Genomic DNA, 23,725 nt, shown 5'->3' on the forward strand with positions numbered 1-23,725 from the left:
CCGGCGGCCCGTCTCAAGAACGAGGCGGGCCGCGGGGCTCACCCCGGCGTACCAGGGCGAGGCCTCGCGCGTCGGCGAGGACGGCTGTGTCGCCGTCCGTGTCCGTCCTGGCGACCGACGCGCCGACGGCCACCAGGTTGTCCAAAGTGGACTTGTTCGGATGCCCGTAGGTGTTTCCGGCGCCGACGCTCACCAACGCCGCCCGCGGCGCGACGGCGTTGAGAAAATCCGGTGCCGTGTAACGGCTTCCGTGGTGCGGAACCTTCAGTATCTCGGCACGCAGTTCGGCACCCTCGGCCATCAGGTCGGCCTGCGCGGCAAGCTCGATGTCGCCCGTCAGCAGCACCCGGCCCGCCGGGGTCCCGGCGCGCAGGACGACGGAGCCGTTGTTGATCACCGTGCCGTCCTGTTCGCGGACCGATCGGCTGGTGACGTACCGCGGCCCCAGTACGTCCAGCGACAACCGCGGCCAGTCCAGCCGTTGCCCGATCTCCAGCTCCAGCAAGGGAATCCCGCGGCGCGCGGTCTCGCCCGCGACCTGCTGCCACGCCCAGGCCGGCGCCCGGCCGGGTCCCACCGCGACCGCACCGACCGACCTGCCCTCGAAAACGGATTCGAGGCCGCCGATGTGGTCTGCGTGCAGATGACTCAGCACGATCAGCGGCAGCCGGTCGACGCCGAGCCTGCTCAGGCATTCGTCGACCGGTCCCGGTTCCGGCCCGGTGTCGACCAGAACGGCCCGTCCTTGCTCGCCGGTGGCGAGGACGACGGCATCACCCTGCCCGACGTCGCAGGCGACGGCACTCCACGACGCCGGCGGCCACGCCGGGGCCAGCACCCGCACCGGTACGAAGACGAGCAGCCCGGTGGCCAACGCGACCGCCAGGAGGATCCTGGCGTGCCGCAGCCGGATGGCGACGAGCAGGACGACAAGCAGTCCAGCCGCCAGAAGCCCGCCCCACCAGCCAGCCGGCCAGTCCATCACCGCCCCCGGTGCACGGGCGCCGTGGCGGGCCACGGTGATGAGCCAGCTCGCCTCGGGTTCGGTCAGGCGGACCAGCAGTCTTCCCGCCGACGGCCACCAAGGGCCGACAACGGTGGCGAGCACGCCGAACACGGTGGCGGGGGCCACCACCGGCGCGGCGAGCACGTTGGTCACCACCGAGACGAGACTGACCGATCCCGCCATGCCCGCGATGACCGGCGTCGTCACCACGAACGCGGCCAGCGGGATGGTCAGTCCCTCGGCGTAGCCGGCCGGGACACCGCGTCCGACCAGCCATTCCGCCCACCTCGGCGCCAGCAGTACCAGACCGGCCGTGGCCAGTACCGAAAGCGCGAACCCGAAGTCGGCGGCCATCGCGGGGTCGGCCACGACGAGCCCCGCCACCGCGAACGCCAGCGCGGGCAGCGCCGACCCGCGGCGCCCCAGTGCCAGCGCCAGCAGCCCGACCGCCCCCATTACCCCGGCGCGGAGCACGCTGGGCGCGGGCCCGGCGAGGACCACGAACCCCGCGAGCCCCGCGGCGGCCGCGGCGGCGGAGGTCCGCGGCCCGACGCGGAGCACTCTCAGCAGGAGCAGAATCGAGCCGCAGACGATCGCCACGTTCCCACCGCTCACGGCCATCAGGTGGGACATGCCGGAGTCCGTGAACTCGCGTTCGACCCTCGGGGAGAGTGTGCTCGTGTCCCCCACGACCAGCCCGGGCACGAGACCGGTCTGCTCCTCCGGGAGGACGGCGCACAGCTCCCGGAGCCCGGCACGCAGCGATTCCGCGGCTCGCTGCCACCAAGGCGCCGGTCCGAGGGCCGACGGCGGGCCTCGGACCGAGAGGACCGCGACCGTCAGTTCGGCCCCCTTCGACGGCGCGAGCCGCCCTGAGGCGGTGGCCTGCTGCCCGGGCAACAGGTCCGTCCACCCCTCGGCGGGGGCGAGCAGGAGGATCCGGCCGGACGAATCCACCACCCGCTCACCCGCCACCGCGGTGTCCACCGCCGCGGCGATGACCACCAGGCGGGTGCCTGCCCGGCGGTCGGCGTATCCGGCACCGCGGACCGGACGTGGCCGCTCGGTGACCACCACCCTCGCGGTGACGTCACTCCCCCGTGCGGCGGCGGCACGGAGATCGTCGTGCTCGGCGGCCCGGATCCTCAGCGCCACCGGACCGGCGGTGAGCACGCCGAGGACCGCCAGGGCACCCAAGCCCGCCACCCACCGGGACGCCGTCCGGCGGGCACGGACACCGGCGGCGATCGCGAGCACCACGGCGGCCGCACCGCAGAGCATCGTGATCCACCAGCCGCCCAACAGCCCGGAAAGAGTGCCGAGCCAGACAGTCACCGCGGCCGGTATCAGCCGTAGGTCCTGCCCTCGCCACGACGCGGTGTCCACTTCGGACGGATCGGCGGACGGGTTCATCCGACGGACACCACTTCCCTGAGCTTTCGATATTTGCTTTCGCCGATCCCTTCTACGTCACGGAGTTGCTCGACACTGGTGAACCCGCCGTGCCCGGACCGCCAGTCGACGATGCGTTTCGCCATCACTTCGCCGACCCCGGGCAGGGTGTCGAGTTGCTCGGCCGTGGCCGAGTTCAGGTCGAGCTTCCCCGGCGGTGCCGCCGTTCCCGCCGCGGCGGGAACGGAGACGCCGACAGCCACCTGCTCGCCGTCGGTGAGCCGCCGGGCCAGATTCACTCCGGTCAGGTCCGTTCCGGGCTGTGCCCCACCGGCCGCCGAGAGGGCATCGGCGACCCGTGCGCCCGGAGGGACCGTGACCAGGCCGGGTTTGAGGACCCGGCCGACGACGCTGACCACCAGAGGCGCCTTGCCCGCCGCGGCGGGGACGTCTCCGGCGGCCTTCGCCGATGGCAGGGGCGGCGGGGTCTCCGCCCCCGGCCGGTGTCCGAACAAGGCGATCGCGCCGGTCACGATCACGGCCACCGCGATCAGCACGGCCGCCACGGCGAGCCACCGCCGATTCACCGGAATCCCGTCCGCCGTGAACCGGGCGGGCACCCAGCGGCGTACGAGCCTGCCCGCGGGCGGGCCCTGGGTGGGCGACGACAGCTGCGCTGCCAGCCACGCCAGCCTGGCGTTGACGGAGGGTCCCGATGAACGGGCGGTTTGGTCGAACACATGAACGACGCTACGGAGCGGGAGGGGCGGGCGGCAGTGGTGAATCCCGAGGCTGTGGACAAGTGGGGTGTTGTGGACAACCCGGCCCCGGCCGAGACCGGATCACCGGTTTCCGTCGGCGTCCTATGGGACCCTGGACGGTTTCCTCAACCCGCTCGCTGGATCACGACGCCGAGCACGCCGGGGCCGGTGTGGGCCCCGATGACGGCGCCGATCTCCGAGACCACGCACCCGTCCGGGCAGTTGATGGCCTCCTCGAGCCGGTTGGCCAGTTCGACGGCACGCTCGGGCGAAGCGAGGTGGTGGACGGCGATTTCGGCGAGCCCGCCTTCGGCCGCTTTCACGGCGAGTTCGACCAGCCGTCCCACCGCACGATTCATCGTCCGCACCTTCTCCAACGGCTGGATCCGGCCTTCGGACATGTGTAGCACCGGTTTCACCGCGAGCGCCGTGCCGAGCAAGGCCGCCGCCGGGCCGATTCGCCCGCCGCGGCGCAGGTATTCGAGGGTTTCGACGGCGAACAGGGTCTCCGAGCGGCCCACCGCGTCGACCGCGGCGGCCTCCACCTCGGCTGGTTCCGCCCCGGCCGCGGCGGCGCTCGCCGCGCGCAGAGCGGCGAAGCCGAGCCCCATCGCGGTGCTGCGCGAATCGACCACGCGCACCTTGTCCGGTCCGACCTCCTGGGCCGCGAGCACCGCGGCCTCCCAGGTCCCGGACAACTCACGGGACAGGTGCACCGACACGACGGCGTCCGCGCCCTCGGCCAGCGCCGCCCGGAACTCCTTGACGAATTCGGCGGGCGTCGGCCGGGACGTCGTCACCAGCCTGCGTTTGCCGAGCGCCTCGGCCAGAGCGGCGGGGCCCATTTCGACGCCGTCGAGGAAAACGACACCGTCCACGAGGACATGCAGCGGGACCACCCGGATCCCGTTCCGTTCGGCGAAGCCTTCCGGCAGGTGGGCGGTGGAATCCGTGACTACGGCGACCGACACGGCAGTCAGCCTACGTTGCCGCGGGACGGAGCACCGGGGCCATCAGGCTGGCCATTTCCGCGCCGACGGCGGCATGTCCCTCCCACCCCCAGTGCATCCCGTCCGGATTGCCCCGCCCGCTCAGCACGTGGTCACCGACGACCGCCTCGAGATCCAGCAGCGGTACGTGCGCGCGCCGCCCCCAGGCGGCGAGGGCCGCCGCGGCACCGGGGCGGGCGGTGTGGACGCGGCCGTACGAGTCGGAGCGATGCACGGAGGGCAGCATGCCGAAGATCGGCAGCTCCGGGCGCAGCGTGCGCAAAGCTCCGACAGCGGTGTCGAGATAGTGGACGGTGAGTTTCGACGGCAGCACCACCGGACGTCCGCGGAGGGCGATCGCGAGCCGCGGCTGAGCGGCCAGATACGCCTTGCGCGCCACGCGTCGCAGCGGGTCGGGCCGCAGATAGCGGAGACCGGTGCGCAGGTAGGTGGGCAGCGGCGAGGGCAGGGTGTCCATGCTGCCGACGGCCAGCACGACGGCGTCGACGTGATGGAGATCGGCCCAGACACGCGGGTCACCGATCAACGACCACCAGGCGTCACGGGCATTCCAGCCGAACCCGGCGACGAGGTCCGCGGCGCCTCCGAGCGCTTCGGCGGCGATGTTGGGCCACAGACGCGCGTCGTCGGCGGCGTGCGGGCCGTCCGGGCCGTGGAAGCTGAGGGAATCGCCGAACACCAGCAGGCGCGGGGCCATGGGTCAGCCGGTGATGCCCGCGTTGTAGGCGGCCAGCCGCCAGTTGCCGTCGCGCCGGGTCAGCTCGACCCAGTGACAGTTCGCGATCCCGCCCAGCGAAGGCCAGGACGCGACCGGCAGGCCGAGCAGTTTCGCGGTCAGCGCGATGATCAGGCCGCCGTGCGTGGCCAGCAGTACCGCGTCACCGGCGTCGGAATTGGGCTGGTCCAGGTCCGCGACGACCTCCATCGCACGTTCGGCGACGTCCACCCGCGACTCGCCGCCCGGCGGGGCCCATGTCGCGTCGACGCGCCAGCGTGCGCGCTCCCCGGGGTACGTCTCGTCGACCTGCTGTCCGGTGAAGCCCTGCCATTCACCCAGATGGGTTTCCCGAAGACGCTTGTCGATCCGCAGCGGGACGCCGATGGCCTCGGTGAGCACGGTGGCCGTGTCGGTCGCGCGGCGCAGATCCGAGGCGATCACCAGATCCGGTGAGAACCGGGCGAGCGCGGGCACGGCGAACCTGGCCTGGTTCCAGCCGACCGGGGTCAGCGCGGAGTCCAGATGCCCCTGCATCCGGCCGGCCGCGTTGTAATCGGTCTCACCGTGGCGCCAGAGCACCAGCCGCCGCGGGCTCACGGGGCGCCTTGCGCGTCGGCGGGGTCCTCCTCGGCTGGGTCCTGATGATCCGGCGCTGCCAGACCGGCGACCTCGATCCGCGGGCAGTCCTTCCAGAGCCGCTCGAGACCGTAGAAGGAGCGTTCCTCCTGGTGCTGGACGTGGATGACGACGTCGACGTAGTCCAGCAGGACCCAGCGGCCCTCGCGGGCGCCCTCACGGCGGACGGGCTTGTGCCCACCGAGCCGGAGCTGCTCCTCGACGTTGTCGACGATGGCGCCGACCTGGCGTTCGTTGGGCGCGGACGCGATGACGAAGGCGTCGGTGATCACCAGCTGGTCGGACACGTCCAGCACGACCACGTCGCTCGCCTTCTTGTCCGCCGCCGCATGGGCGGCCGCTACGGCCAGCTCTCGTGCCTCGGACGTGGCTGTCACAGTTCTCCTCAAACAGATGGTCTTACTCGCGGGTGCGCCCGACGAGGGTACCCGGTCAGGCACCCCGGTCTTTCCGATAGAGGTCCTTTTTGGCGATGTAGCGCACCACACCGTCGGGGACGAGGTACCAGACCGGTTCCCCGCCTTCGACGCGCTCGCGGCACGCGGTGGACGAGATCGCCATCGCGGTCACTTCGACCAGGCTCACCTTCCCGCTCGGCAGATGCTGCGAATTGAGGCGGTAGCCGGGCCTGGTGACGCCGATGAAATGCGCCAGGTCGAACAGTTCGTCGGCGTTGCGCCAGGTGAGGATCTGTTCGAGCGCGTCGGCGCCGGTGATGAAGAACAGCTGGTCGTCCGGGTACTCGGCACGCAGGTCGCGCAAGGTGTCGACGGTGTAGGTCTGCCCGACGCGGTCGATGTCGACGCGGCTGACCGAGAACACGGGGTTGGACGCCGTCGCGATCACCGTCATCAGGTAGCGGTCCTCGGCGCGGGTGACCACCCTGTCGGACTTCTGCCACGGCTGACCGGTGGGCACGAAGATGACCTCGTCGAGCGCGAACCGTGCCTGGACCTCACTGGCCGCGACGAGGTGCCCGTGGTGAATGGGGTCGAACGTGCCGCCCATGACCCCGATCCTGCGTGGTGACATGGGTCGTGAGCCTATACAGCGCTCGCGGCTCCATGCTCGGATCGCCGACCCCACCGACCGGTGGTGATCTGGATCACATTACCGTCCGTTCGATGGATGAACGGTCCGTTCACGACATGCCGATCGCGACTTCGTCGGTGGCATGGGGTAGAGGTGGGGACGTGGACACATCGACTCTCCGGGATCGCGCCGAGACCCTCCTCCAGTCGTTGGCGGGCGAAGGGGCCCGCCTGCGTGACGACCAGTGGACGGCCATCGAGGCGCTGGTCGCGCACAGCCGTCGCGCACTCGTCGTGCAGCGCACCGGCTGGGGGAAGTCCGCGGTGTACTTCCTGGCCACCGCGTTGCTGCGGGAACGCGGCAACGGCCCGACGGTGATCATCTCGCCGCTGCTCGCGCTGATGCGCAACCAGATCTCCGCGGCGGCGCGGGCGGGTATCCACGCGGCCACGATGAACTCCGCGAACCCGCAGGAGTGGGATCAGGTCCAGGCGGCGATCGCGGCAGGCGAGGTCGACGTCCTCCTGGTCAGCCCGGAGCGGCTCAACAACCCGGACTTCCGCGACACCGTCCTTCCGAAGCTGACCGCGACCGCCGGCCTGCTCGTGGTCGACGAGGCGCACTGCATCTCGGACTGGGGCCATGACTTCCGTCCGGATTACCGGCGGCTGCGCACACTGCTGAAGGACCTGCCCGATGGCGTCCCGGTGCTCGCCACCACCGCGACCGCGAACGACCGCGTGGCGACCGACGTCGCCGAGCAGCTCGGCATCGGCAACGGGGGCGACACCCTCGTCCTGCGCGGCAGCCTGGACCGCGAAAGCCTGCATCTGTCGGTGGCCAAGCTGCCGACGTCGCAGGCCCGGCTCGCCTGGCTGGCCGAACACCTGGCGGAGTTGCCGGGCTCCGGGATCATCTACACGCTCACCGTCGCCGCCGCGCACGACGTCGCGGGGTTGCTGACCGAGCGCGGTTACCCGGTCGCCGCCTACACCGGGAAGACCGATCCGGCGGACCGGCAGGCGGCCGAAGACGATCTGCTGAACAACAACGTCAAGGCCTTGGTGGCGACTTCGGCGCTGGGCATGGGATTCGACAAGCCGGACCTGGGCTTCGTGGTCCATCTTGGCGCCCCGTCCTCGCCGATCGCGTACTACCAGCAGGTCGGCCGTGCCGGACGTGGCGTCGACCGCGCCGAAGTGATCCTCTTGCCGGGCCACGAGGACAAGGACATCTGGGCGTACTTCGGTTCGCTGGCGTTCCCGGACGAACTCCGGGTGACCCAGGTGCTCAACGCGCTGGCGTACGCGGACCGCCCACTGTCGACACCGGCGCTCGAACCGTTCGTCGAGCTCTCGCGGTCCCGGCTGGAGATGGTCCTGAAGGTGCTGGACGTCGACGGCGCCGTCCGCCGGGTGAAGGGCGGATGGGAAGGCACCGGGGAAGAGTGGCGCTACGACAAGGAACGCTACGCGCGAGTAAGCGCGGCGCGGACCAACGAACAGAACGCCATGCTGGCGTATTTGGAGACCACCGGCTGCCGCATGGAGTTCCTGCGGAAGCAGCTCGACGATCCCGAAGCCACCCCTTGCGGACGTTGTGACAACTGCACCGGAAAGCATTGGGACACCACGATTTCCGACGACGTCGTCGACGCCACGCGGCAACGGCTGCGCCGCCCTGGGGTCGAGGTCGCGCCGCGGAAGATGTGGCCGACCGGGATGGCCGGGCTGGACGTCCCGCTCTCCGGGCGGCTGCCGGCGGGCGAGCAGGCCGAAACCGGCCAGGTCGTCGGCCGGGTGACCGACGTCGGATGGGGCACGCGGCTGCGCGAACTCGTCGGTCCGTCCGCGGCGGACGCCGAGCTTCCCGACGCCGTCTTCCAAGCCTGTATCGAAGTGCTCAAGGGCTGGCAGTGGGCGGAGCGCCCCGTGGCAGTGGTGGAAGTGCCCTCCGCCACGCGACCTCAGCTGGTCCACAGCGTGGCAACGAAGCTGGCCTCGATCGGACGCCTGGAGTACCTGGGCGCCGTCGCCTCGGCGGGGCCGCCCCCGCGTCAGGCCAACAGCGCGCAACGGCTTGCCGATCTGTGGAAACGCCTCAGCCTCCCCGAGGACCTGTCGGCACGAGTGGCCGCGGCCGACGGCCCGATCCTGCTGGTCGACGACCTCATCGACACCGGATGGACGATGACGCTCTCCGCACGCTTGCTACGCCAGGCGGGAGCCCGTGCGGTGCTGCCGTTCGCGCTCGCCAGCACCTCGTGACCGAGGGCCCGATCCCGACATTCGACAGGTTCTTTCCCGCGCGGGAACTTTCTGGCAAGGTTCCGTCCACGCGCGAGTACGGAGGTGCCGATGGCGGACTCAACGACGGAGCGGCTGGGACATCGGCTCCCGGTGAAGAAGTTGTTCGCCGCCAGTGTCGGCAACGCGCTGGAATGGTTCGACTGGACCATCTACGCGACGTTCAGCATCTACTTCGCCAGTGAGTTCTTCCCGAAGGGCAACGAAGCCCTGGCGTTGATCAACACCTTCGCCACCTACGCGTTGGCGTTCTTCTTCCGGCCACTCGGCGGGATGCTGCTCGGCCGGTTCGCCGACGTCAGGGGGCGGAAGCCGGCGATGATCCTGACCATCGTGCTGATGGCGGGCGGATCGGTGGCCATCGGCCTCCTGCCGACGTTCGATCAGGTCGGCTGGCTGGCCCCGATCCTGTTGCTGCTGGCCAGGGTGGCTCAGGGACTCTCGCTCGGCGGTGAGGTCTCCAACGCTTCGGCGTACTTGGGGGAGATCGCACCGCCCACCCGCCGCGGCCGGTACTCCGCCTTCTTCTACATCTCGACCGGTTCCGCCGTCCTGCTCGCCTCGATCCTCGGGTTCGTGCTCGCACGGACGATGTCCAAAGCGGATCTGACCGCGTACGGCTGGCGGATCCCGTTCCTGCTCGGCGGTGTTCTCGGCATCATCGGCCTGTGGCTCCGGCGCAGTCTCGCCGAGACCGAGATCTTCGAGGAGAAGAAATCGACGGCGCGCCGGGTCGAACGTCCGCTGCGCACCACCCTTCGCGAGCACCCGCGGGCCGTCGTGCAGCTCGTGGGCTTCTCGATGCTGTCGACCCTTTGCTACTACACGTTCTTCAGCGCCCTGACCTCCTTCGCGGTCAAGACCCGCAAGGCCGACGACGTCGACGTGTTCCTCGCGTTGTCGATCGCGACGGCGTTGTTCGTCGCGCTTCAGTACCCGATGGGTGCCTTGTCGGATCGCTTCGGCCGCAAGCCACAGCTGCTCGTCTGGGCGGCGGCGACCGCGATCCTCATCGTCCCGCTGTCCACTTTGGTCAGGCCGGGGCTGTCGGGCCTGCTGGTCGTGTTCTGCGTCGGGCTCTGCCTGTACACGGCGATGACGTCGATCGCGCCCGCGATCATGAGCGAGCTCTTCCCCACCGAACTGCGCGGCCTGGGTATCGGTGCCTGGTACAACCTGACCGTCGCGTTGTTCGGCGGGACCGCTCCCCTGGTGCTCACGGCGCTGTCCGACGCGGGGTTGTCGACGCTGTTCTTCTGGTACGTGGCCGCCGGCGCGGTGATCGCGTTCTTCGTCATCCGCACCTTGCCGGAGACCAAGGGCAGCGACCTGCGTTGAAAACTCCGTCGCCGATGACGCGGCGAGGTGGCTACCCTCGCGCTCTTACGACGAGCGCGAAGGAGGGGCACCGTGTTGTTCGGCGATGTGAGCGAGGAATTGGCGCGACGCGTGGTGGATGCCCTTCGCCACGTCACCGACATCGAACCTCCGGCCACACTGGTGCGGGTCTCCGCGCAGGACGGGGTCGACTATCAGTGCGATCTCGCGATGAGTCTCGGCAAGCGGCTCGGCAAGCCGCCGAGGGAGATCGCCGCTGACATCGTGGCGCGGCTCGACGTCGCCGACCTCGCCGAGCCACCCGAGGTCGCGGGGCCGGGCTTCCTGAACTTCACACTGCGCTCGTCCTGGCTCGAAGAGCGGACGACGGCACTCCATGGTGACCCACGCCTGGGTGTCGCGGTGACGCCGCGGCCGCGGCGGATCGCCATCGACTACAGCAGTCCGAACGTGGCGAAGGAAATGCACGCCGGGCACCTCCGGTCGACCGTCATCGGCGACGCGATCACCCGGCTGGCCCGGTTCGCCGGTCATGAGGTCATCCCGCACAACCATCTCGGCGACTGGGGTACACCGTTCGGCATGCTGATCGAGCACCTGCTCGACGAGCGCCCGTCGGGTCCGTACACGATCGGCGATCTCAACGGCTTTTACCGCGCCGCCCGGTCGAAGTTCGAAAACGACGACGACTTCGCGGCCCGGTCACGGAATCGTGTGGTGCTCCTGCAAAGCGGTGACGATGGGACATCGTCGCTGTGGCGGCGTCTGGTCGACGAGTCGACACGGCATTTCACTCAGGTCTACGAACTCCTCGGCATCGACCTGGCCGATGAGGACATCTACGGCGAGAGCTTCTACAACCCGTTTCTCGCCGCCGTCGTGGACGATCTGGCCGCCGTCGGTCTGACCGAGATCAGCGATGGCGCGGTCTGCGTCTTTCCCGACGGTTTCCGTAACCGGGAAGGCGATCCGCTGCCGCTCATCGTGCGGAAGCGGGACGGTGGATACGGCTACGCGGCCACCGATCTCGCGACCCTGCGGTACTGGACGGAACAACGTGGGGTGACCGACCTCCTCTACGTCGTCGGCGCGCCGCAAGCGCAGCACTTCGCGATGGTGTTCGCCGTGTGCCGGGCCGCCGGTTGGCTCCGCGACGAGCATCGGGCCGAGCACATCGGGTTCGGTTCGGTGCTCGGTGAAGACGGCCGTGCCATGAAGACCCGGGCAGGCGAGTCGGTCCGTCTTTCCGACCTGCTCACCGAGGCGGTCTCCCACGCCGCCGAAGTGATCGACGGCCGGGGCGACCTCTCCCCCGGCGTGCGGGAAGAGGTCGCCAAGGCGATCGGGATCGGCGCGCTCAAGTACGCCGATCTTTCGGGTGATCGCGAACGTGACTACGTCTTCTCCTGGGACCGGATGCTCTCCAAGAACGGGAACACGTCGGTCTACCTGCAGTACGCCAACGCGCGGATCCGCTCTGTGCTGGCCAAGGCGGACCAGGACCTCACCGGCGCGCGGATCCTGCTCGGCCATCCCGCGGAACGAACGCTCGCACTCGCGCTGGCCCGCTTCCCCGAAGCGGTGGGCGCGGCGACCGCCGGGTATCGCCCCCACAAGCTGTGCACCTACCTGTACGAAACCGCGGTCGTGTTCTCGCGGTTCTACGAAGAGTGCCCGGTGCTGGGCGCGGAAGGGCCCGGCGTACGCGACTCGCGGCTGCTACTGGCCGAGCTCACCTCGAAGACGCTGACGCTGGGCTTGTCCCTGCTCGGCATCTCCACCCCCGCCCGGCTATGAGTCGCCGTGGTCGCTGAAGACCTTGCGCTTCAACGGAGGGACCGCCTGGAAGAAGCGGAACATCCCTCGTGCCAACGTGCGGCCCGCCCGGTTCTCCGACACGAACTGCCGGGCGCTGCGTTCCGAGGCGCGCACCGCCGCGAAGCCGTAGTCCCGCATCCGCTGCTCGTAGTCGGCGACCGCGGACCGCACCGCGCCGGTCTTCCGCGCTTCGACGAGGTTGCGGCACAACAATTGCGCGTCCCGGAGGGCGGTGTTCGCCCCGATGCCGCGGAACGGGGTCATGCTGTGGATCGCGTCGCCGATCAGGGTGACCTTGCTCGGCGGCCAGGGAGCGACGGGCTTCGACGTGAAGATCGGCAACCGCGACACCGACCCTTCAGGTGAGCCGGCGACCAGGTCCTTGAACGCGGGAGCCCAGCCGTCGATCAGGTCCAGCACCTGGGAGCGCAGTGCGGACCCGGTCAAGGACGACAGGTCGTCCGGATAGCGCCGGCTGTCCGCCGCGAACGCCCACATGACGTAACTCGAGGTGTTGTCGAACAGGACAGGATCGTATTCGGCGGTATCGTCGTTGACCGACGAGGCGCCGCTCAGCTCGTGCGGTGCGGTGAACAGGCCCGCGCCGGTACGCGGCATCACCATGCACGGGCCGTCGGTGAGCCGGGACGGCAAACGCTTGCGGGTCTTGTCCGTCAGGGGGTGTTTGCCCGCGATCGCGATGATCCCGGTGTCCACCCGGCCGGCTTCGGGCAGGAACTGTTCGCGCACCCGGGAATTGGCCCCGTCGGCGCCGATGACCAGGTCGGCCTCGATGGTGCCGCTGTCGGCGAACTCGCAGACGACCACCTCGCCTTCACGGCGGTAGCCGACGAACTCCTTGCCGTGGTGCAGAACTCCGTCGAGCCCGTCGGACAGCACCTGATGGAGGCTGATCCGGCTGACCGAGTGGTGGTTCGAAGCGGGATCAGGGCTCGACGTGAGCTCGCTGTCGATCACCATCAGGTCCCGCAGCTGCTCGGTGACGAAGGTGAACGGGCCGCTCGTGGTTCCCGTGGTGTCCAGAAAGCGTTGCCAGAGCTCAGGCGGCAGGCATTCGTGCAGTGCGGCCGAACCGTGCGGATTGATGTGCACGCGATAGCCCTGCAGGCGTTCGGTCCGGGTGCGGCTGCGCTCGTAGACGGACACGTCGATCCCCGCCTTGCGCAACCCCTGCGCCAAGCAGAGCCCGCCCGTTCCGCCGCCGATGATCGCGATTCTCGTGGTCACGGGTTTCTCCTCTCTCTTCGCCGGCAACTATCATCCATGTGGATGATAAAGTCAACCATACGTTTGAAAGAGTCAGCGGCTAAGCTGAACCCCATGTCCGAAGCCGCCTCGCGCAGCCCTCGCCGCGCCCCCGTCGAACGCCTGCGCGATCCCGAGCGCACGAAGAAACAACTCTTGGAGGCGGCGAAAGACGAGTTCGGCGCGAAGGGGTACGCCGCGGCACGCGTCAGTGAGATCGCCGCGAAAGCGGGCGTGAACAAGCAGCTGATCTCGTACTACTTCGGTGGCAAGGAAGGGCTGTACAACGCGTTGACCGCGACGATGTACGACGACTACGTCGCGGCCACCGATCCTGAAAAACCGTTCGCGGAGGTCGTCCGGTACTTCGTCCGGTCCGGGATCCGGGATCACGCTCTCGCCAAGCTTTTCCTCTGGGAGAACCTGACCGACGGCGCTCCCGACGCGGTGGGGGTCGAGGGCCAGCGCGACTTTCTCCAGCGGCAGGTGGAGTACGTCCGGGCCCGGCAGGCCGCGGGCGATTTCCCCGCCGACCTCGACCCGGCCTTCCTGCTGGTGATCTTCATGGCCGCGTCCAGTGCCGCGCTGGCGCTGCCCCGCGTCGTACGCGCCGTCTCGGGCCAAGACCCCGCGTCGGCCGAGTTCGCCGAGGCCTACGGCGAACAATTGGCGCGACTCGTCGGTCATCTCGCCGATCCTGGGAAGCGGTAGCAAAGGTCCCCCGCTGTCGCTTGAACCTTTCGGGCCCCCGCCGGACTAGAGAGGGCACGAGGAAGAGGGGGTGGCCGGTGGGACAAGCGAGAGACGCCGACTTCAGCGAGTACTTCGCGGCCCGCGTACAGCGGTTCCGGCGGCTGGCGTTCGGCATGTGCGGCGACTGGCACGGCGCCGAGGACCTGGTGCAGGCCATATTCGTCCAGTTGTACCGGCGTTGGCGGCGGGTGCGGCCGGACACCGTCGACGCCTACGCGCGCCGAATCCTGCTCAACCTCTTCCTCGGCCGGAAGCGGAAACACCGCCGGGAGCTGGTGACCTCCACACCTCCGGACCGGGCCGCGCCGCCGGGCTACGACAGCCACGACCGGATCGATCTCGAGCGGGTGCTCAGTGACCTGACGCCGCGCCAACGCGCGATGGTCGTCCTTCGCTTCCTCGAGGACCTCTCGGTCGCCGAAGTGGCGTCGCTGCTCGGCGTCGCCGAAGGCACCGTGAAGAGCCAGACAGCCCGCGGGATCGAAGCACTGCGCGCCGTCCTGCCTTCCCCGACGAGCAAGGAGTAGTCATGGAAGACCAGGACGTCCGCTCCGCGCTGAACAAGTACGTGACCGAAGCCGAGCCGCCTGTCGGGCTCACCGGTGACGGCGTGCTCGCCGCCGGCCGCCGGTCACGACGGCGCCGCCTGACGACGGTCGTCGCGGCGGTCGCCTTGGCCGCGGCGGGATTTCCGGCGGGAACCGCGATCATCGCGCTTCCCGGCCGGAACGAGCCGGCCGTGGGTTCGCCTTGCGGCTCGAAGTCGCCTAACGAAACGATCGAAGCGGCGAAGGCCCGGCTTTCCTGCGTGCTCGAGGCGACGGTCCGGGCCAGGGTCACGCTCGGCTCCGACACCCCGTTCGAGCTGAAGGCCATCCCGACCGGCAAGGCGAGCGCCTATCTCTTGACGTATCCGGTCCACGACGGATCGATGTCCGTGACCCTGCACCCCAATGACGGCGCGCTGCTTTCGACGGGGCTGGCCTGCCGGGACCTGGAGCCCACCCCGACCACCTGCTCGGCGAGTCTGGTCGACGGCGGGACCCTGGTGGAAACGACGACCAAGGAGAAGGACGGCCACCTCACCTACGGGGCCACCTATCAAACCGAGCGGGCCATCTTGGAAGTCACCACGGACGGCGGCAAGAACGCGCAGCCCCCGCTGAGCGAGGCCCAGGTGCGCGAAATCGCCCTGACCCCGGGCCTGGTGCCCTAGCGGCGCAGCGGGACGAGGTCGTCCGCGTGGACGACCTCACGCCGCTGTTCCGCGGGGAGGTCGTGACTCGAGCGGCCGATGAGGTCGGGCAGTTCGCCCGCGTCGAACGCCACGACCCCGCGTGCCACGGTCCGCTGCCGAAGATCGACCAGGTCGACGACGTCGCCCGCCTGGAAGTCACCGTCGACGCCGGTGATCCCGGCGGCCAGCAACGAGCGGCGGCGGCGGACGACGGCCGCGACCGCGCCGTCGTCGAGGTGCAGTTTCCCGGACGCGCCCGCGGCGTAGCCCAGCCAGAACCGGCGGGCCGACAGCCGGGAGTCGGCGGCGGCGAAGGCCGTGCCGACCTCGGCGGTGGTGAGGGCGCGCGAGGCCTCGGAAGCGGCGGCGAGCAGGACCGGGATCCCGGCGCCGGCGGCGGTGCGGGCGGCGGCGAGCTTCGAGACCATGCCGCCGGTGCCGAGCCCGGAGCTCGACATGCCGACGGTGATCCCCTCCACATCGGACTCTCCGGTGACCTCGGCGATCTTGCGGGTCGCTCCGTCACGGGGATCCCCGTCGTACAGACCGTCCACATCGGACAGCAGGACGAGCGCGTCGGCGCCGATCAGGTGAGCCACCAGCGCGGCCAGCCGGTCGTTGTCACCGAAACGGATCTCTTCGGTGGCCACGGTGTCGTTCTCGTTGACGACGGGAACCGCGCCGAGGGCCAGCAGCCGGGTGAACGTGTTCTGCGCGTTGCGATAGTGCGCGCGGCGTACGACGTCGTCCGACGTCAGCAGGACCTGGCCCACGGTCAGGGAAAACCGGCCGAACGACTCGGCATAGGCGTGCGCCAGCGCGAGCTGGCCGACGCTGGCCGCCGCCTGCTGGGTGGCGAGGTCACGCGGCCGTTTGCCGAGCGAGAGGGGCGCGAGCCCCGCACCGATCGCGCCCGAGGACACCAGCACGATCTGTGTGCCGCGGGAGACCCGGTCGGCGATCGCGTCCACCAGGGCGTCCAGCCTGGTCACGTCGAGACCGTCGCCGGCGGTGGTCAGCGCTGAGGAACCGACCTTGACGACCACCCGCTTCGCGTCGGCGATCGCCACCCGGGTTGAGCTCACTCGTCGTCCATCTCGTCTTCGTCTTCGATGCCGTCCGGACCGTCACGACGGATCCGGCGGGCTTCCTTGCGCTCGGCGGCACCGATCCGGCTGGTGTTCTCCAGCCGCACGTCCGTGCCCCGGCCCGACAGGTGCACCGCGACCCCGGCGGGGGTCGACGGCTCCCACTCGAACTGGACGTCGCCGATGGTGACGGGGCTGCCGGGTACGGCGCCCTTGCGTGCCAGTACTTCCTCGACACCCAGCCGGTTGAGCCGGTCCGCGAGGTAACCCACGGCTTCGTCGTTGCCGAAGTTGGTCTGCCGGATCCACCGTTCCGGGCGGGAGCCGCGGATGATGAACGCGCCTTCCTCTTCCGGGTCGTGTTCGACGGTGAAGCCTGCGTCGTCGACGGCCATCGGCCGGAGCACGACCTTCGCCGGCTCGGGGGCGGGCTGGTCGGCGCGGTACTTCTCGACGACGGCGGCGAGCGCGTAGGTCAGTTCCTTCAGGCCCTGGCGCGACGCCGTGGAGATCTCGAACACACTGAGCCCGCGGGCTTCCAGATCCGGACGCACGAACTCGGCGAGTTCGGCGGCCTCCGGGATGTCGATCTTGTTCAGCACCACCACGCGCGGCCGGTCGGCGAGGTCGCCGCCGAGGCTCGGGGTGTAGCGGGCGAGCTCTTCTTCGAGGGCGTCGATGTCGGACAGCGGGTCGCGCCCCGGCTCGAAGGTGGCGCAGTCGACGACGTGCACCAGCACCGCGCAGCGTTCGATGTGGCGCAGGAAGTCGAGGCCGAGGCCCTTGCCCTCGCTCGCGCCGGGGATCAGTCCCGGCACATCCGCCATGGTGAACACGGTCGACCCGGCGGTGATCACGCCCAGGTTCGGCACCAGCGTGGTAAACGGGTAGTCGGCGATCTTCGGCTTGGCCGCGGACAGCACCGAGATCAGCGACGACTTACCCGCGGAGGGGAAGCCGAGCAGGCCGACGTCGGCGACCGAGCGCAGCTCCAGGACGAGGTCGCGGGACTCCCCCGGCTCGCCCAGCAGCGCGAATCCGGGTGCCCGGCGGGCCTTGGACGCCAGCGCGGCGTTGCCGAGACCACCGCGACCGCCCTGCGCGGCGACGAAGGTGGTGCCGGGGCCGACCAGATCCGCCAGGATCTCGCCGTCCTCGGTCATCACGACGGTGCCGGACGGGACGCGCATCACCAGCGTCTCCCCCGCCGCGCCGGCCCGGTTGCCGCCCTGGCCCATCTTGCCGTTGCCGGCGCGGGCGTGCGGGCGGAAGTGGAAGTCGAGCAGCGTGTGGACGCCTCCGTCGACGACCAGCAGCACGTCGCCACCGTTGCCGCCGTTGCCGCCGTCCGGGCCGCCGAGGGGCTTGAACTTCTCGCGGTGCACCGAGGCGCAGCCGTTCCCACCGTCACCGGCGGCCAGATGGATCACCGCTCGGTCCACGAACCGGGACGCCATGACTTGCCTCTATTCACTCGCGAAAGAAAAGGGGATACATAAAACAAACGAGGGGTGGGCCCGGATATTCCGGCCCACCCCTCGTCAGAGGTTCTAACTCGAAGCCGAAATTCAGGCTTCGGACGGCACGATGTTGACCGTCTTGCGGCCACGCTTCTCGCCGAACTGGACCGCACCGGCGGCCAGCGCGAACAGCGTGTCGTCGCCGCCACGGCCGACGTTCACGCCGGGGTGGAACTTGGTGCCGCGCTGGCGGATCAAGATCTCGCCCGCGTTGACTTCCTGGCCGCCGTAGCGCTTGACGCCCAGTCGCTGCGCGTTCGAATCGCGACCGTTGCGGGAGCTGGACGCACCCTTCTTGTGAGCCATGGCTCAATCCTCTTTCTGACGAAGATCCGGAGAAGTCCTACTTGGAGATGCCGGTGACCTCGACGCGGGTCAGCTTCTGCCGGTGCCCCTGGCGCTTGTGGTAGCCGGTCTTGTTCTTGAACTTGTGGATCCGGATCTTCGGACCCTTGGTCTGCTCGACGACCTTGCCGGTGACCGAGACCTTCGCCAGTGCGTCGGCGTCCGTGGTGACGTCGCCACCGTCCACAAAAAGGACTGCGGGGAAGGTGTGCTCGGTACCCGGCTCGCCTTCGAGCTTCTCGACCTCGACGACGTCGCCGACGGCCACCTTGTACTGCTTGCCGCCAGTCTTGACGATCGCGTACGCCGACACGGAAGTCTCCTGCTTACTCGACAACGGGTGGGGGCTTGCGTGACCCGGCCCATCGAGAAGTCCTCGGTGGGCAGATTCTGCGCAAGGTGCCCGCCGCTAAGTGGCGGGCCGCTCTATAGGTTACGTGGGGCTCCCCGGTGCGATCACACCGGGGTGCCTCACGGTGTTCACTAGCTCTTTTCCGACGCCTTGACCGGCGGACCGGCCGGCCGCGAGGCCGCCCGCCGCGGACGACGGCGGGTGGTGGACCGCACGGCCGGGGCCGGGACGTCCACGTCGGGTTCGGAAACCTCTTCCGTCACAACGGTCTCAGCGGTCACCGGAACCTCGGGAGCCTCGGGCTCCGGGCCGGATTCCGCGACGACGGCGATCTCTTCTTCACGCACGGCCGGGGCCTCGTCGTCCGAGGTCGTCACCGGCTCACCGGCGAGTTCGGTCGCGGGCGCCTCGGCGACCGGCTCCGGAACCGGCTCGGAAGCCGCCTCGGCCGCCTGTTCGACGGTCGCCTCGGGAACGGGCTCGGACACCGCCGCCACCGGCTCAGCGGGCTGCTCAGCCGCCTGCGGGGCGTGACCGTTGAGCGCCGCCGCGCCTTCGACGTTCTCGGTGGCCTCGTGCGAGTGCTCGCCCTTGGCCGCCTTGGTGGCGTTGGCCACGGCCTGGACCGCCGAGACCACCGACTCGCGCTGGGCGGGCGCCGGCGTCGTCTCGGTCTTGGGCGCGGCGGGCTCGTTCTGGCCCTGGTCCTCACCCTTGCCGCGGCCGCGGGACCGGCGGGAGCCCTGCTCCTTGCCGCCACCGCCGCCGCTGCCGCTGCCGCCGTGGCTGTGCCCGTTGCCGCCGCCACCGGTGCGCTGCGGCTCGGTCGAGACGACCACGCCGCGGCCCTTGCAGTGCTCACACGGCGTCGAGAACGCCTCGAGCAGCCCGGTGCCGATCTTCTTGCGGGTCATCTGCACCAGGCCGAGCGAGGTGACCTCGGCGACCTGGTGACGCGTGCGGTCGCGGCCGAGGCATTCGGTCAACCGGCGCAGCACCAGCTCACGGTTCGATTCGAGCACCATGTCGATGAAGTCGATGACGATGATGCCGCCGATGTCCCGGAGCCGGAGCTGGCGGACGATCTCCTCCGCCGACTCCAGGTTGTTCCTGGTCACCGTCTCTTCGAGGTTGCCACCCGATCCGGTGAACTTGCCGGTGTTGACGTCGATGACCGTCATCGCTTCGGTGCGGTCGATGACGAGGTAGCCGCCCGAGGGCAGCCAGACCTTGCGGTCGAGCGCCTTGGTGATCTGCTCGTCGATGCGGTGGTCGGCGAAGGCCGAACCGGTACCCGTGTACCGCTTGACGCGATCCGCCAGGTCCGGCGCCACGTGCTGCACGTAGTTGTAGATGGTGTCCCAGGCCTTGTCGCCCTGGATCTCCAGCTTGGCGAAGTCCTCGGTGAACAGGTCGCGCACGACCTTGACCAGCAGGTCCGGCTCTTCGTAGAGCATGACCGGGGCGCTGTTCTTCTTGCCGCCGTTGCCTGCTTCGGCCTTCTCCTTGATGACGTCCCACTGCGCCTTGAGGCGGCGGACGTCGCGGTCCAGTTCCTCCTCGCTGATGCCTTCGGACGCGGTGCGGATGATCACACCGGCGTCCTCGGGGACGATGCGCTTGAGGATGTCCTTCAGGCGGCGGCGCTCGTTCTCCGGGAGCTTCCGGGAGATACCGGTGGCGCCGCCCGCGGGCACGTAGACCAGGAACCGGCCAGGCAGCGAGATCTGCGTGGTCAGCCGGGCACCCTTGTGCCCGACCGGGTCCTTGGTGACCTGGACCAGCACGGAGTCACCGGTGGAGAGCGCCTGCTCGATCTTGCGGGCCTTGCCCTCGAGACCGGCGGCGTCCCAGTCGACCTCACCGGCGTACAGCACGGCGTTGCGGCCGCGGCCGATGTCGATGAAGGCGGCCTCCATCGACGGCAGCACGTTCTGCACGCGGCCGAGGTAGACGTTGCCGACGATCGAACCGGTGCCCGACGAGGTCACGAAGTGCTCGCACAGGACGCCGTCCTCGAGCACGCCGATCTGCGTGGAGTCGCCCTTCTCGGCGACGACCATGGTGCGCTCGACCGACTCGCGGCGGGCGAGGAACTCGGCCTCGGACAGGATCGGCGCACGACGACGGCCCGCCTCGCGGCCGTCCCGGCGGCGCTGGCGCTTGGCCTCGAGCCGGGTCGAGCCGCGCACGCTGCGGACCTCGTCCCTGGCGGGACGCTCGGTCTCGGCGGCCTTGGCCTGGCGCACGTGGACGACCGTGTTGGGCGGGTCGTCGCTGGTGGTCTCGGCGTTGTCGTCGTCTCCGCCTTTGCGACGGCGACGGCGACGGCGACGCTTGCTGCCACCGTCCGAATCGCCGTCGTTGTCCGAATCGGCCTCGGCGGACGCCTCTTCGGCGGTCTCGGCTCCGGCCTCTTCGGTCTCGGCGGCCTTGTCCTTCGCGCGCTGCTGACGGTTACGCGGGGCTTCGGGCTGCTCGTCTTCGTTCTCGTTGTCGGACTCGGCCGAGCTCTCGTCGCCACCCTTGCCCCGGCCACGACCACGACGACCGCGACGACGGCGGCGACGGCCGTTGGCGTCGTCACCGTCCTCGTCGGTGCCGTGCCCTTCGGCCTGCTCGGTCTGTGTCTCGTCCTCGTCGGAGGCGGTTTCCTCGGCCGGGGTGAAGGCAGGCTCCGGCTTGCGGGCGGGCTTCGCCGTGACGGGCTCCGGCGGCAGGAACACCGGCGACGGCGCGGCGAACACCGGGAGGTGTGCGGCGGCCTTCGACGGCCTGGTCGTCCGCTCCGGCGGCTCCGGCGTCACCGGGGCGGCGAGCGCGGGCGGAACACGCCGCGAAGGCGCCTCGACCTGCGGAGCGGGCTCCGGCTCGGCCTCGGGCTTCACCTCGGCCTTGGCCTCGGGCTCGGGAGCCGGGGTCTCGGCGACGGGAGTCGTTTCGGGCTCGTCGCCGCCGGCGAGGGCTTCGGCGAGCTTGTGCGCCACCTCGCGGGTGACGCTGGACTGCGCGCTCCGGACGGTTTCGCCGAGCTCACCGAGCTTGGCCATCAGTTCACGGCTGTTGGATCCCAGCAGCTTCGCCAGCGCGTGCACCCGGATCCGGGGAGGCAGTTCGCCCAGCTGGCCTGCGGTGGGTGTGGCGGTATTCCCGCCGGTGACGGCGGGTGTGTCCGCGTTCGACATATATCTCCTCCGCCCCCGGGCGCGTCGGCTGGCTCTCACCGGCTCGACGCGGCCGCGCAGGGGCCCCTTTCTGTTCGTTCCGCCGTGGTGGTCACCAGCAGCGGGAATCCTTGCCCGGCACCGCGACGGCGCCGGGGTTGTCCGGGCGCCGCGTACGGCTGAAGGTCTGCTCGGCGGAGCGCTGGCCACGTTCGCGACATCGGGCCGCCCGCCACGTCGTCGAGCCGCATACAGCGGCGACGCGTGTGGAGGATGTGCAGCACACCACCGGGCCACGAGACCGCGAGCGCCACCTCTCACGTGTGCCCGTCGGCCAGCGGCCACCGCGAGTATCCCACACCCCGGCCCCACTCCGGTGTACTCGGTGCCACAGAGCTGGCTCCCGGGCGCGCCGCGGCCACCGGCCGAGCGAACTTCGCGGGAGAGCTTGTCGACCCGGCCGAGGGTGGCTAGCGTGCCGCTCGGGGGGTGCCGATGCCCAGGCCGCGGGACCCCCGTGGTCCTCATGTTCTCCGGTGGGAGGTGCGGTGTCCCTGCTGGGGCGGTCCCTGCGAGCGGCCGTGTGCGCCTTCGTGGTGCTCTGCGGCTCTGTCGCCGCTGTCGCGACGGCCGAGGCGGAACCCTCGTGTCATCCCCAGGGGCGGGCGCTGCGTTACGTCGTCGCCTTCGACAAGGGCACTCCCGAGGCCGAGGCCAGGGCGGCCGTCACCCGCGGCTGCGGCAGCACGACGATCTACTACCCGCAGATCGCGGTGGCCGTGGCGACCTCGGCCGACCGGGACTTCGCCGAACTCGTCCGGCCCGCCGCCGCGTTCAGCGCGCAGGCGGAACGGCTGGCGGTGCAGCGGGCCAACGGCACGTCACCCGCCAAGCCCGCGCCCCCGCGCGCCGAACTCGAACCGACGGATCCGGCGAAGGTGCCCTCGGCCGACCGCACCGGCGAGCAGTGGGACATGCGCGCGATCGGCGCCGACAAGGCCCGCGTGATCGAGCCGGGTGACCGGGACGTCGTCGTCGGCGTCCTCGACTCCGGCGTCGACCCCGCCCATCCCGACCTGGCGAGCGCCCTGGACCCCGACAAGTCCGCGGGCTGCCTGACCGGCGTGCCCGATCGCAACTGGGCCGCGACGACGTCGGTGCACGGCACCCACGTCGCGGGGATCATCGCCGCGGCCGACGACGGCAAAGGGGTCACCGGGGTGGCGCCCGGCGTCCGGATCGCCTCGGTGAAGGTGATCGACGACCGCGGGTACGCCGACCCCGAAGCCGCCGTCTGCGGGCTGATGTGGGCCGCCTCACAGGGCATGGCCGTGACGAACAGCAGCTACTTCGTCGACCCGTGGTCGCTCTCGTGCGCCCACAACGACGAACGGGGCGTGGTGAACGAGGTCATGGCCCGCGCCGTCGAGTACGCAACCTCCGCGGGGACCCTCAGCATCGCGGCGGCGACCAACGAGGCCGCCGAGCTGGTGCCGTCACCGCGCTCGGGGGCCCGGTCCGGGGCCGACGGCTGCCAGGCGCTGCCCGCGGGGCTGCGTGACGTGGTCGCGGTGTCGTCCGTGAGCCAGGAGCGGGTCAAGGCCGGGTACAGCTCGTACGGGCTGGGCGTGATCGACGTGGCCGCTCCCGGCGGCGAGGCCGGGCAGTGCGTGCTCTCGACCGTTCCCGGCGGGTACGCGCCCCTGTGCGGGACGTCGATGGCGGCGCCGCACGTCGCCGGTGTCGCGGCGTTGCTCGCTTCGGAGCACCCCGGTCACAGCGCCCGTCAGCTGAGGCGGACGCTGGGCGCCCAGGCCACCCCGATCGCGTGTCCGGCCGACTACGACCTGACCGGTGACGGCACACAGGACGCGTATTGCACCGGATACGCCGGGTTCAACGGCTTCTACGGGCACGGGATGGTCGACGCGCTGGCCGCGGTGGCGCCCCGGCGGACCGGGGCGAACCCGGCCCGCTGACCGG

General features: G+C 70.3%; 20 protein-coding genes. 7 read left to right on the forward strand and 13 right to left on the reverse strand.

The window, feature by feature from the left end:
* Positions 1-13 precede the first annotated feature (13 nt).
* The 7 genes from CVV72_RS19150 to nadD form a co-directional block, all read right to left on the reverse strand.
* Positions 14-2,419 carry a ComEC/Rec2 family competence protein gene (locus CVV72_RS19150; RefSeq protein ID WP_219153639.1) on the reverse strand — a complete coding sequence of 802 codons (2,406 nt, stop codon included), beginning with the start codon at positions 2,417-2,419 and terminating at the stop codon, positions 14-16.
* A complete protein-coding gene (locus tag CVV72_RS19155) occupies positions 2,416-3,138 on the reverse strand; it encodes a ComEA family DNA-binding protein (protein ID WP_219153640.1) in 723 nt (240 codons plus the stop codon). Before CVV72_RS19155 ends, CVV72_RS19150 begins: the two co-directional genes overlap by 4 nt.
* 146 nt (positions 3,139-3,284) lie before the next feature.
* A complete protein-coding gene (locus tag CVV72_RS19160; protein WP_219153641.1) occupies positions 3,285-4,130 on the reverse strand; it encodes a DegV family protein in 846 nt (281 codons plus the stop codon).
* A 10-nt stretch (positions 4,131-4,140) separates the two neighbouring features.
* Complete coding sequence (gene octT, locus CVV72_RS19165) at positions 4,141-4,866, reverse strand: diglucosylglycerate octanoyltransferase (RefSeq protein WP_219153642.1); 726 nt, start codon at positions 4,864-4,866, stop codon at positions 4,141-4,143.
* Positions 4,867-4,869: 3 nt separating this feature from the next.
* Entirely contained in the window at positions 4,870-5,484 is a 615-nt protein-coding gene (locus tag CVV72_RS19170) for a histidine phosphatase family protein (RefSeq protein WP_219153643.1), read from the reverse strand.
* A complete protein-coding gene (rsfS, locus tag CVV72_RS19175) occupies positions 5,481-5,900 on the reverse strand; it encodes a ribosome silencing factor (protein ID WP_219153644.1) in 420 nt (139 codons plus the stop codon). Before rsfS ends, CVV72_RS19170 begins: the two co-directional genes overlap by 4 nt.
* Before the next feature lie 55 nt (positions 5,901-5,955).
* Positions 5,956-6,531, reverse strand: a complete 576-nt coding sequence (gene nadD, locus CVV72_RS19180; RefSeq protein ID WP_034316286.1) for a nicotinate-nucleotide adenylyltransferase — start codon at positions 6,529-6,531, stop codon at positions 5,956-5,958.
* Positions 6,532-6,716: 185 nt separating this feature from the next.
* On the opposite strand from nadD, the gene CVV72_RS19185 reads away from it, so the two are divergent.
* The 3 genes from CVV72_RS19185 to argS all read left to right on the forward strand — a co-directional run bounded on the left by CVV72_RS19185 (position 6,717) and on the right by argS (position 11,996).
* Entirely contained in the window at positions 6,717-8,822 is a 2,106-nt protein-coding gene (locus tag CVV72_RS19185) for an ATP-dependent DNA helicase RecQ (protein WP_219153645.1), read from the forward strand.
* Between the two features lie 90 nt (positions 8,823-8,912).
* On the forward strand, positions 8,913-10,199 hold the full coding sequence (locus CVV72_RS19190; RefSeq protein ID WP_219153646.1) for an MFS transporter: 1,287 nt from the start codon (positions 8,913-8,915) through the stop codon (positions 10,197-10,199).
* Positions 10,200-10,271: 72 nt separating this feature from the next.
* Positions 10,272-11,996 carry an arginine--tRNA ligase gene (gene argS, locus CVV72_RS19195; RefSeq protein ID WP_219153647.1) on the forward strand — a complete coding sequence of 575 codons (1,725 nt, stop codon included), beginning with the start codon at positions 10,272-10,274 and terminating at the stop codon, positions 11,994-11,996.
* On the opposite strand, the gene CVV72_RS19200 is transcribed toward argS, so the two are convergent.
* Positions 11,991-13,265 (reverse strand): NAD(P)/FAD-dependent oxidoreductase, encoded by a 1,275-nt coding sequence (locus CVV72_RS19200; RefSeq protein WP_219153648.1) that lies wholly within the window; start codon positions 13,263-13,265, stop codon positions 11,991-11,993. The genes argS and CVV72_RS19200 overlap by 6 nt on opposite strands.
* Before the next feature lie 93 nt (positions 13,266-13,358).
* Here CVV72_RS19200 and CVV72_RS19205 point away from each other — a divergent pair, with 93 nt between their 5' ends.
* From CVV72_RS19205 to CVV72_RS19215, 3 genes are all read left to right on the forward strand, one after another.
* Positions 13,359-13,994 (forward strand): TetR/AcrR family transcriptional regulator, encoded by a 636-nt coding sequence (locus tag CVV72_RS19205; protein WP_219153649.1) that lies wholly within the window; start codon positions 13,359-13,361, stop codon positions 13,992-13,994.
* A gap of 77 nt (positions 13,995-14,071) precedes the next feature.
* Positions 14,072-14,563, forward strand: a complete 492-nt coding sequence (locus tag CVV72_RS19210) for a SigE family RNA polymerase sigma factor (RefSeq protein ID WP_219153650.1) — start codon at positions 14,072-14,074, stop codon at positions 14,561-14,563.
* 2 nt (positions 14,564-14,565) lie between these two features.
* A complete protein-coding gene (locus CVV72_RS19215) occupies positions 14,566-15,252 on the forward strand; it encodes a hypothetical protein (protein WP_219153651.1) in 687 nt (228 codons plus the stop codon).
* On the opposite strand, the gene proB is transcribed toward CVV72_RS19215, so the two are convergent.
* From proB to CVV72_RS19240, 5 genes are all read right to left on the reverse strand, one after another.
* On the reverse strand, positions 15,249-16,358 hold the full coding sequence (gene proB, locus CVV72_RS19220; protein WP_219153652.1) for a glutamate 5-kinase: 1,110 nt from the start codon (positions 16,356-16,358) through the stop codon (positions 15,249-15,251). The genes CVV72_RS19215 and proB overlap by 4 nt on opposite strands.
* The gene (gene obgE / locus CVV72_RS19225; protein WP_219153653.1) at positions 16,355-17,818 is read right to left on the reverse strand and encodes a GTPase ObgE; all 1,464 of its coding nucleotides are present in this window, start codon (positions 17,816-17,818) and stop codon (positions 16,355-16,357) included. Before obgE ends, proB begins: the two co-directional genes overlap by 4 nt.
* Before the next feature lie 111 nt (positions 17,819-17,929).
* Positions 17,930-18,187, reverse strand: coding sequence for a 50S ribosomal protein L27 (rpmA, locus tag CVV72_RS19230; protein ID WP_003067129.1), 258 nt, complete (start codon positions 18,185-18,187; stop codon positions 17,930-17,932).
* A 37-nt stretch (positions 18,188-18,224) separates the two neighbouring features.
* Positions 18,225-18,539, reverse strand: a complete 315-nt coding sequence (gene rplU, locus CVV72_RS19235) for a 50S ribosomal protein L21 (RefSeq protein WP_005158538.1) — start codon at positions 18,537-18,539, stop codon at positions 18,225-18,227.
* Between the two features lie 170 nt (positions 18,540-18,709).
* Positions 18,710-21,763 (reverse strand): translation initiation factor IF-2 N-terminal domain-containing protein, encoded by a 3,054-nt coding sequence (locus tag CVV72_RS19240; RefSeq protein WP_219153654.1) that lies wholly within the window; start codon positions 21,761-21,763, stop codon positions 18,710-18,712.
* 527 nt (positions 21,764-22,290) lie between these two features.
* Here CVV72_RS19240 and CVV72_RS19245 point away from each other — a divergent pair.
* Positions 22,291-23,721, forward strand: coding sequence for a S8 family serine peptidase (locus tag CVV72_RS19245; RefSeq protein WP_219153655.1), 1,431 nt, complete (start codon positions 22,291-22,293; stop codon positions 23,719-23,721).
* The last annotated feature ends 4 nt before the right edge of the window (positions 23,722-23,725 follow it).

Origin of the sequence: Amycolatopsis sp. TNS106 (assembly GCF_019330265.1) — a bacterium.
Taxonomy (GTDB): domain Bacteria; phylum Actinomycetota; class Actinomycetes; order Mycobacteriales; family Pseudonocardiaceae; genus Amycolatopsis; species Amycolatopsis lurida.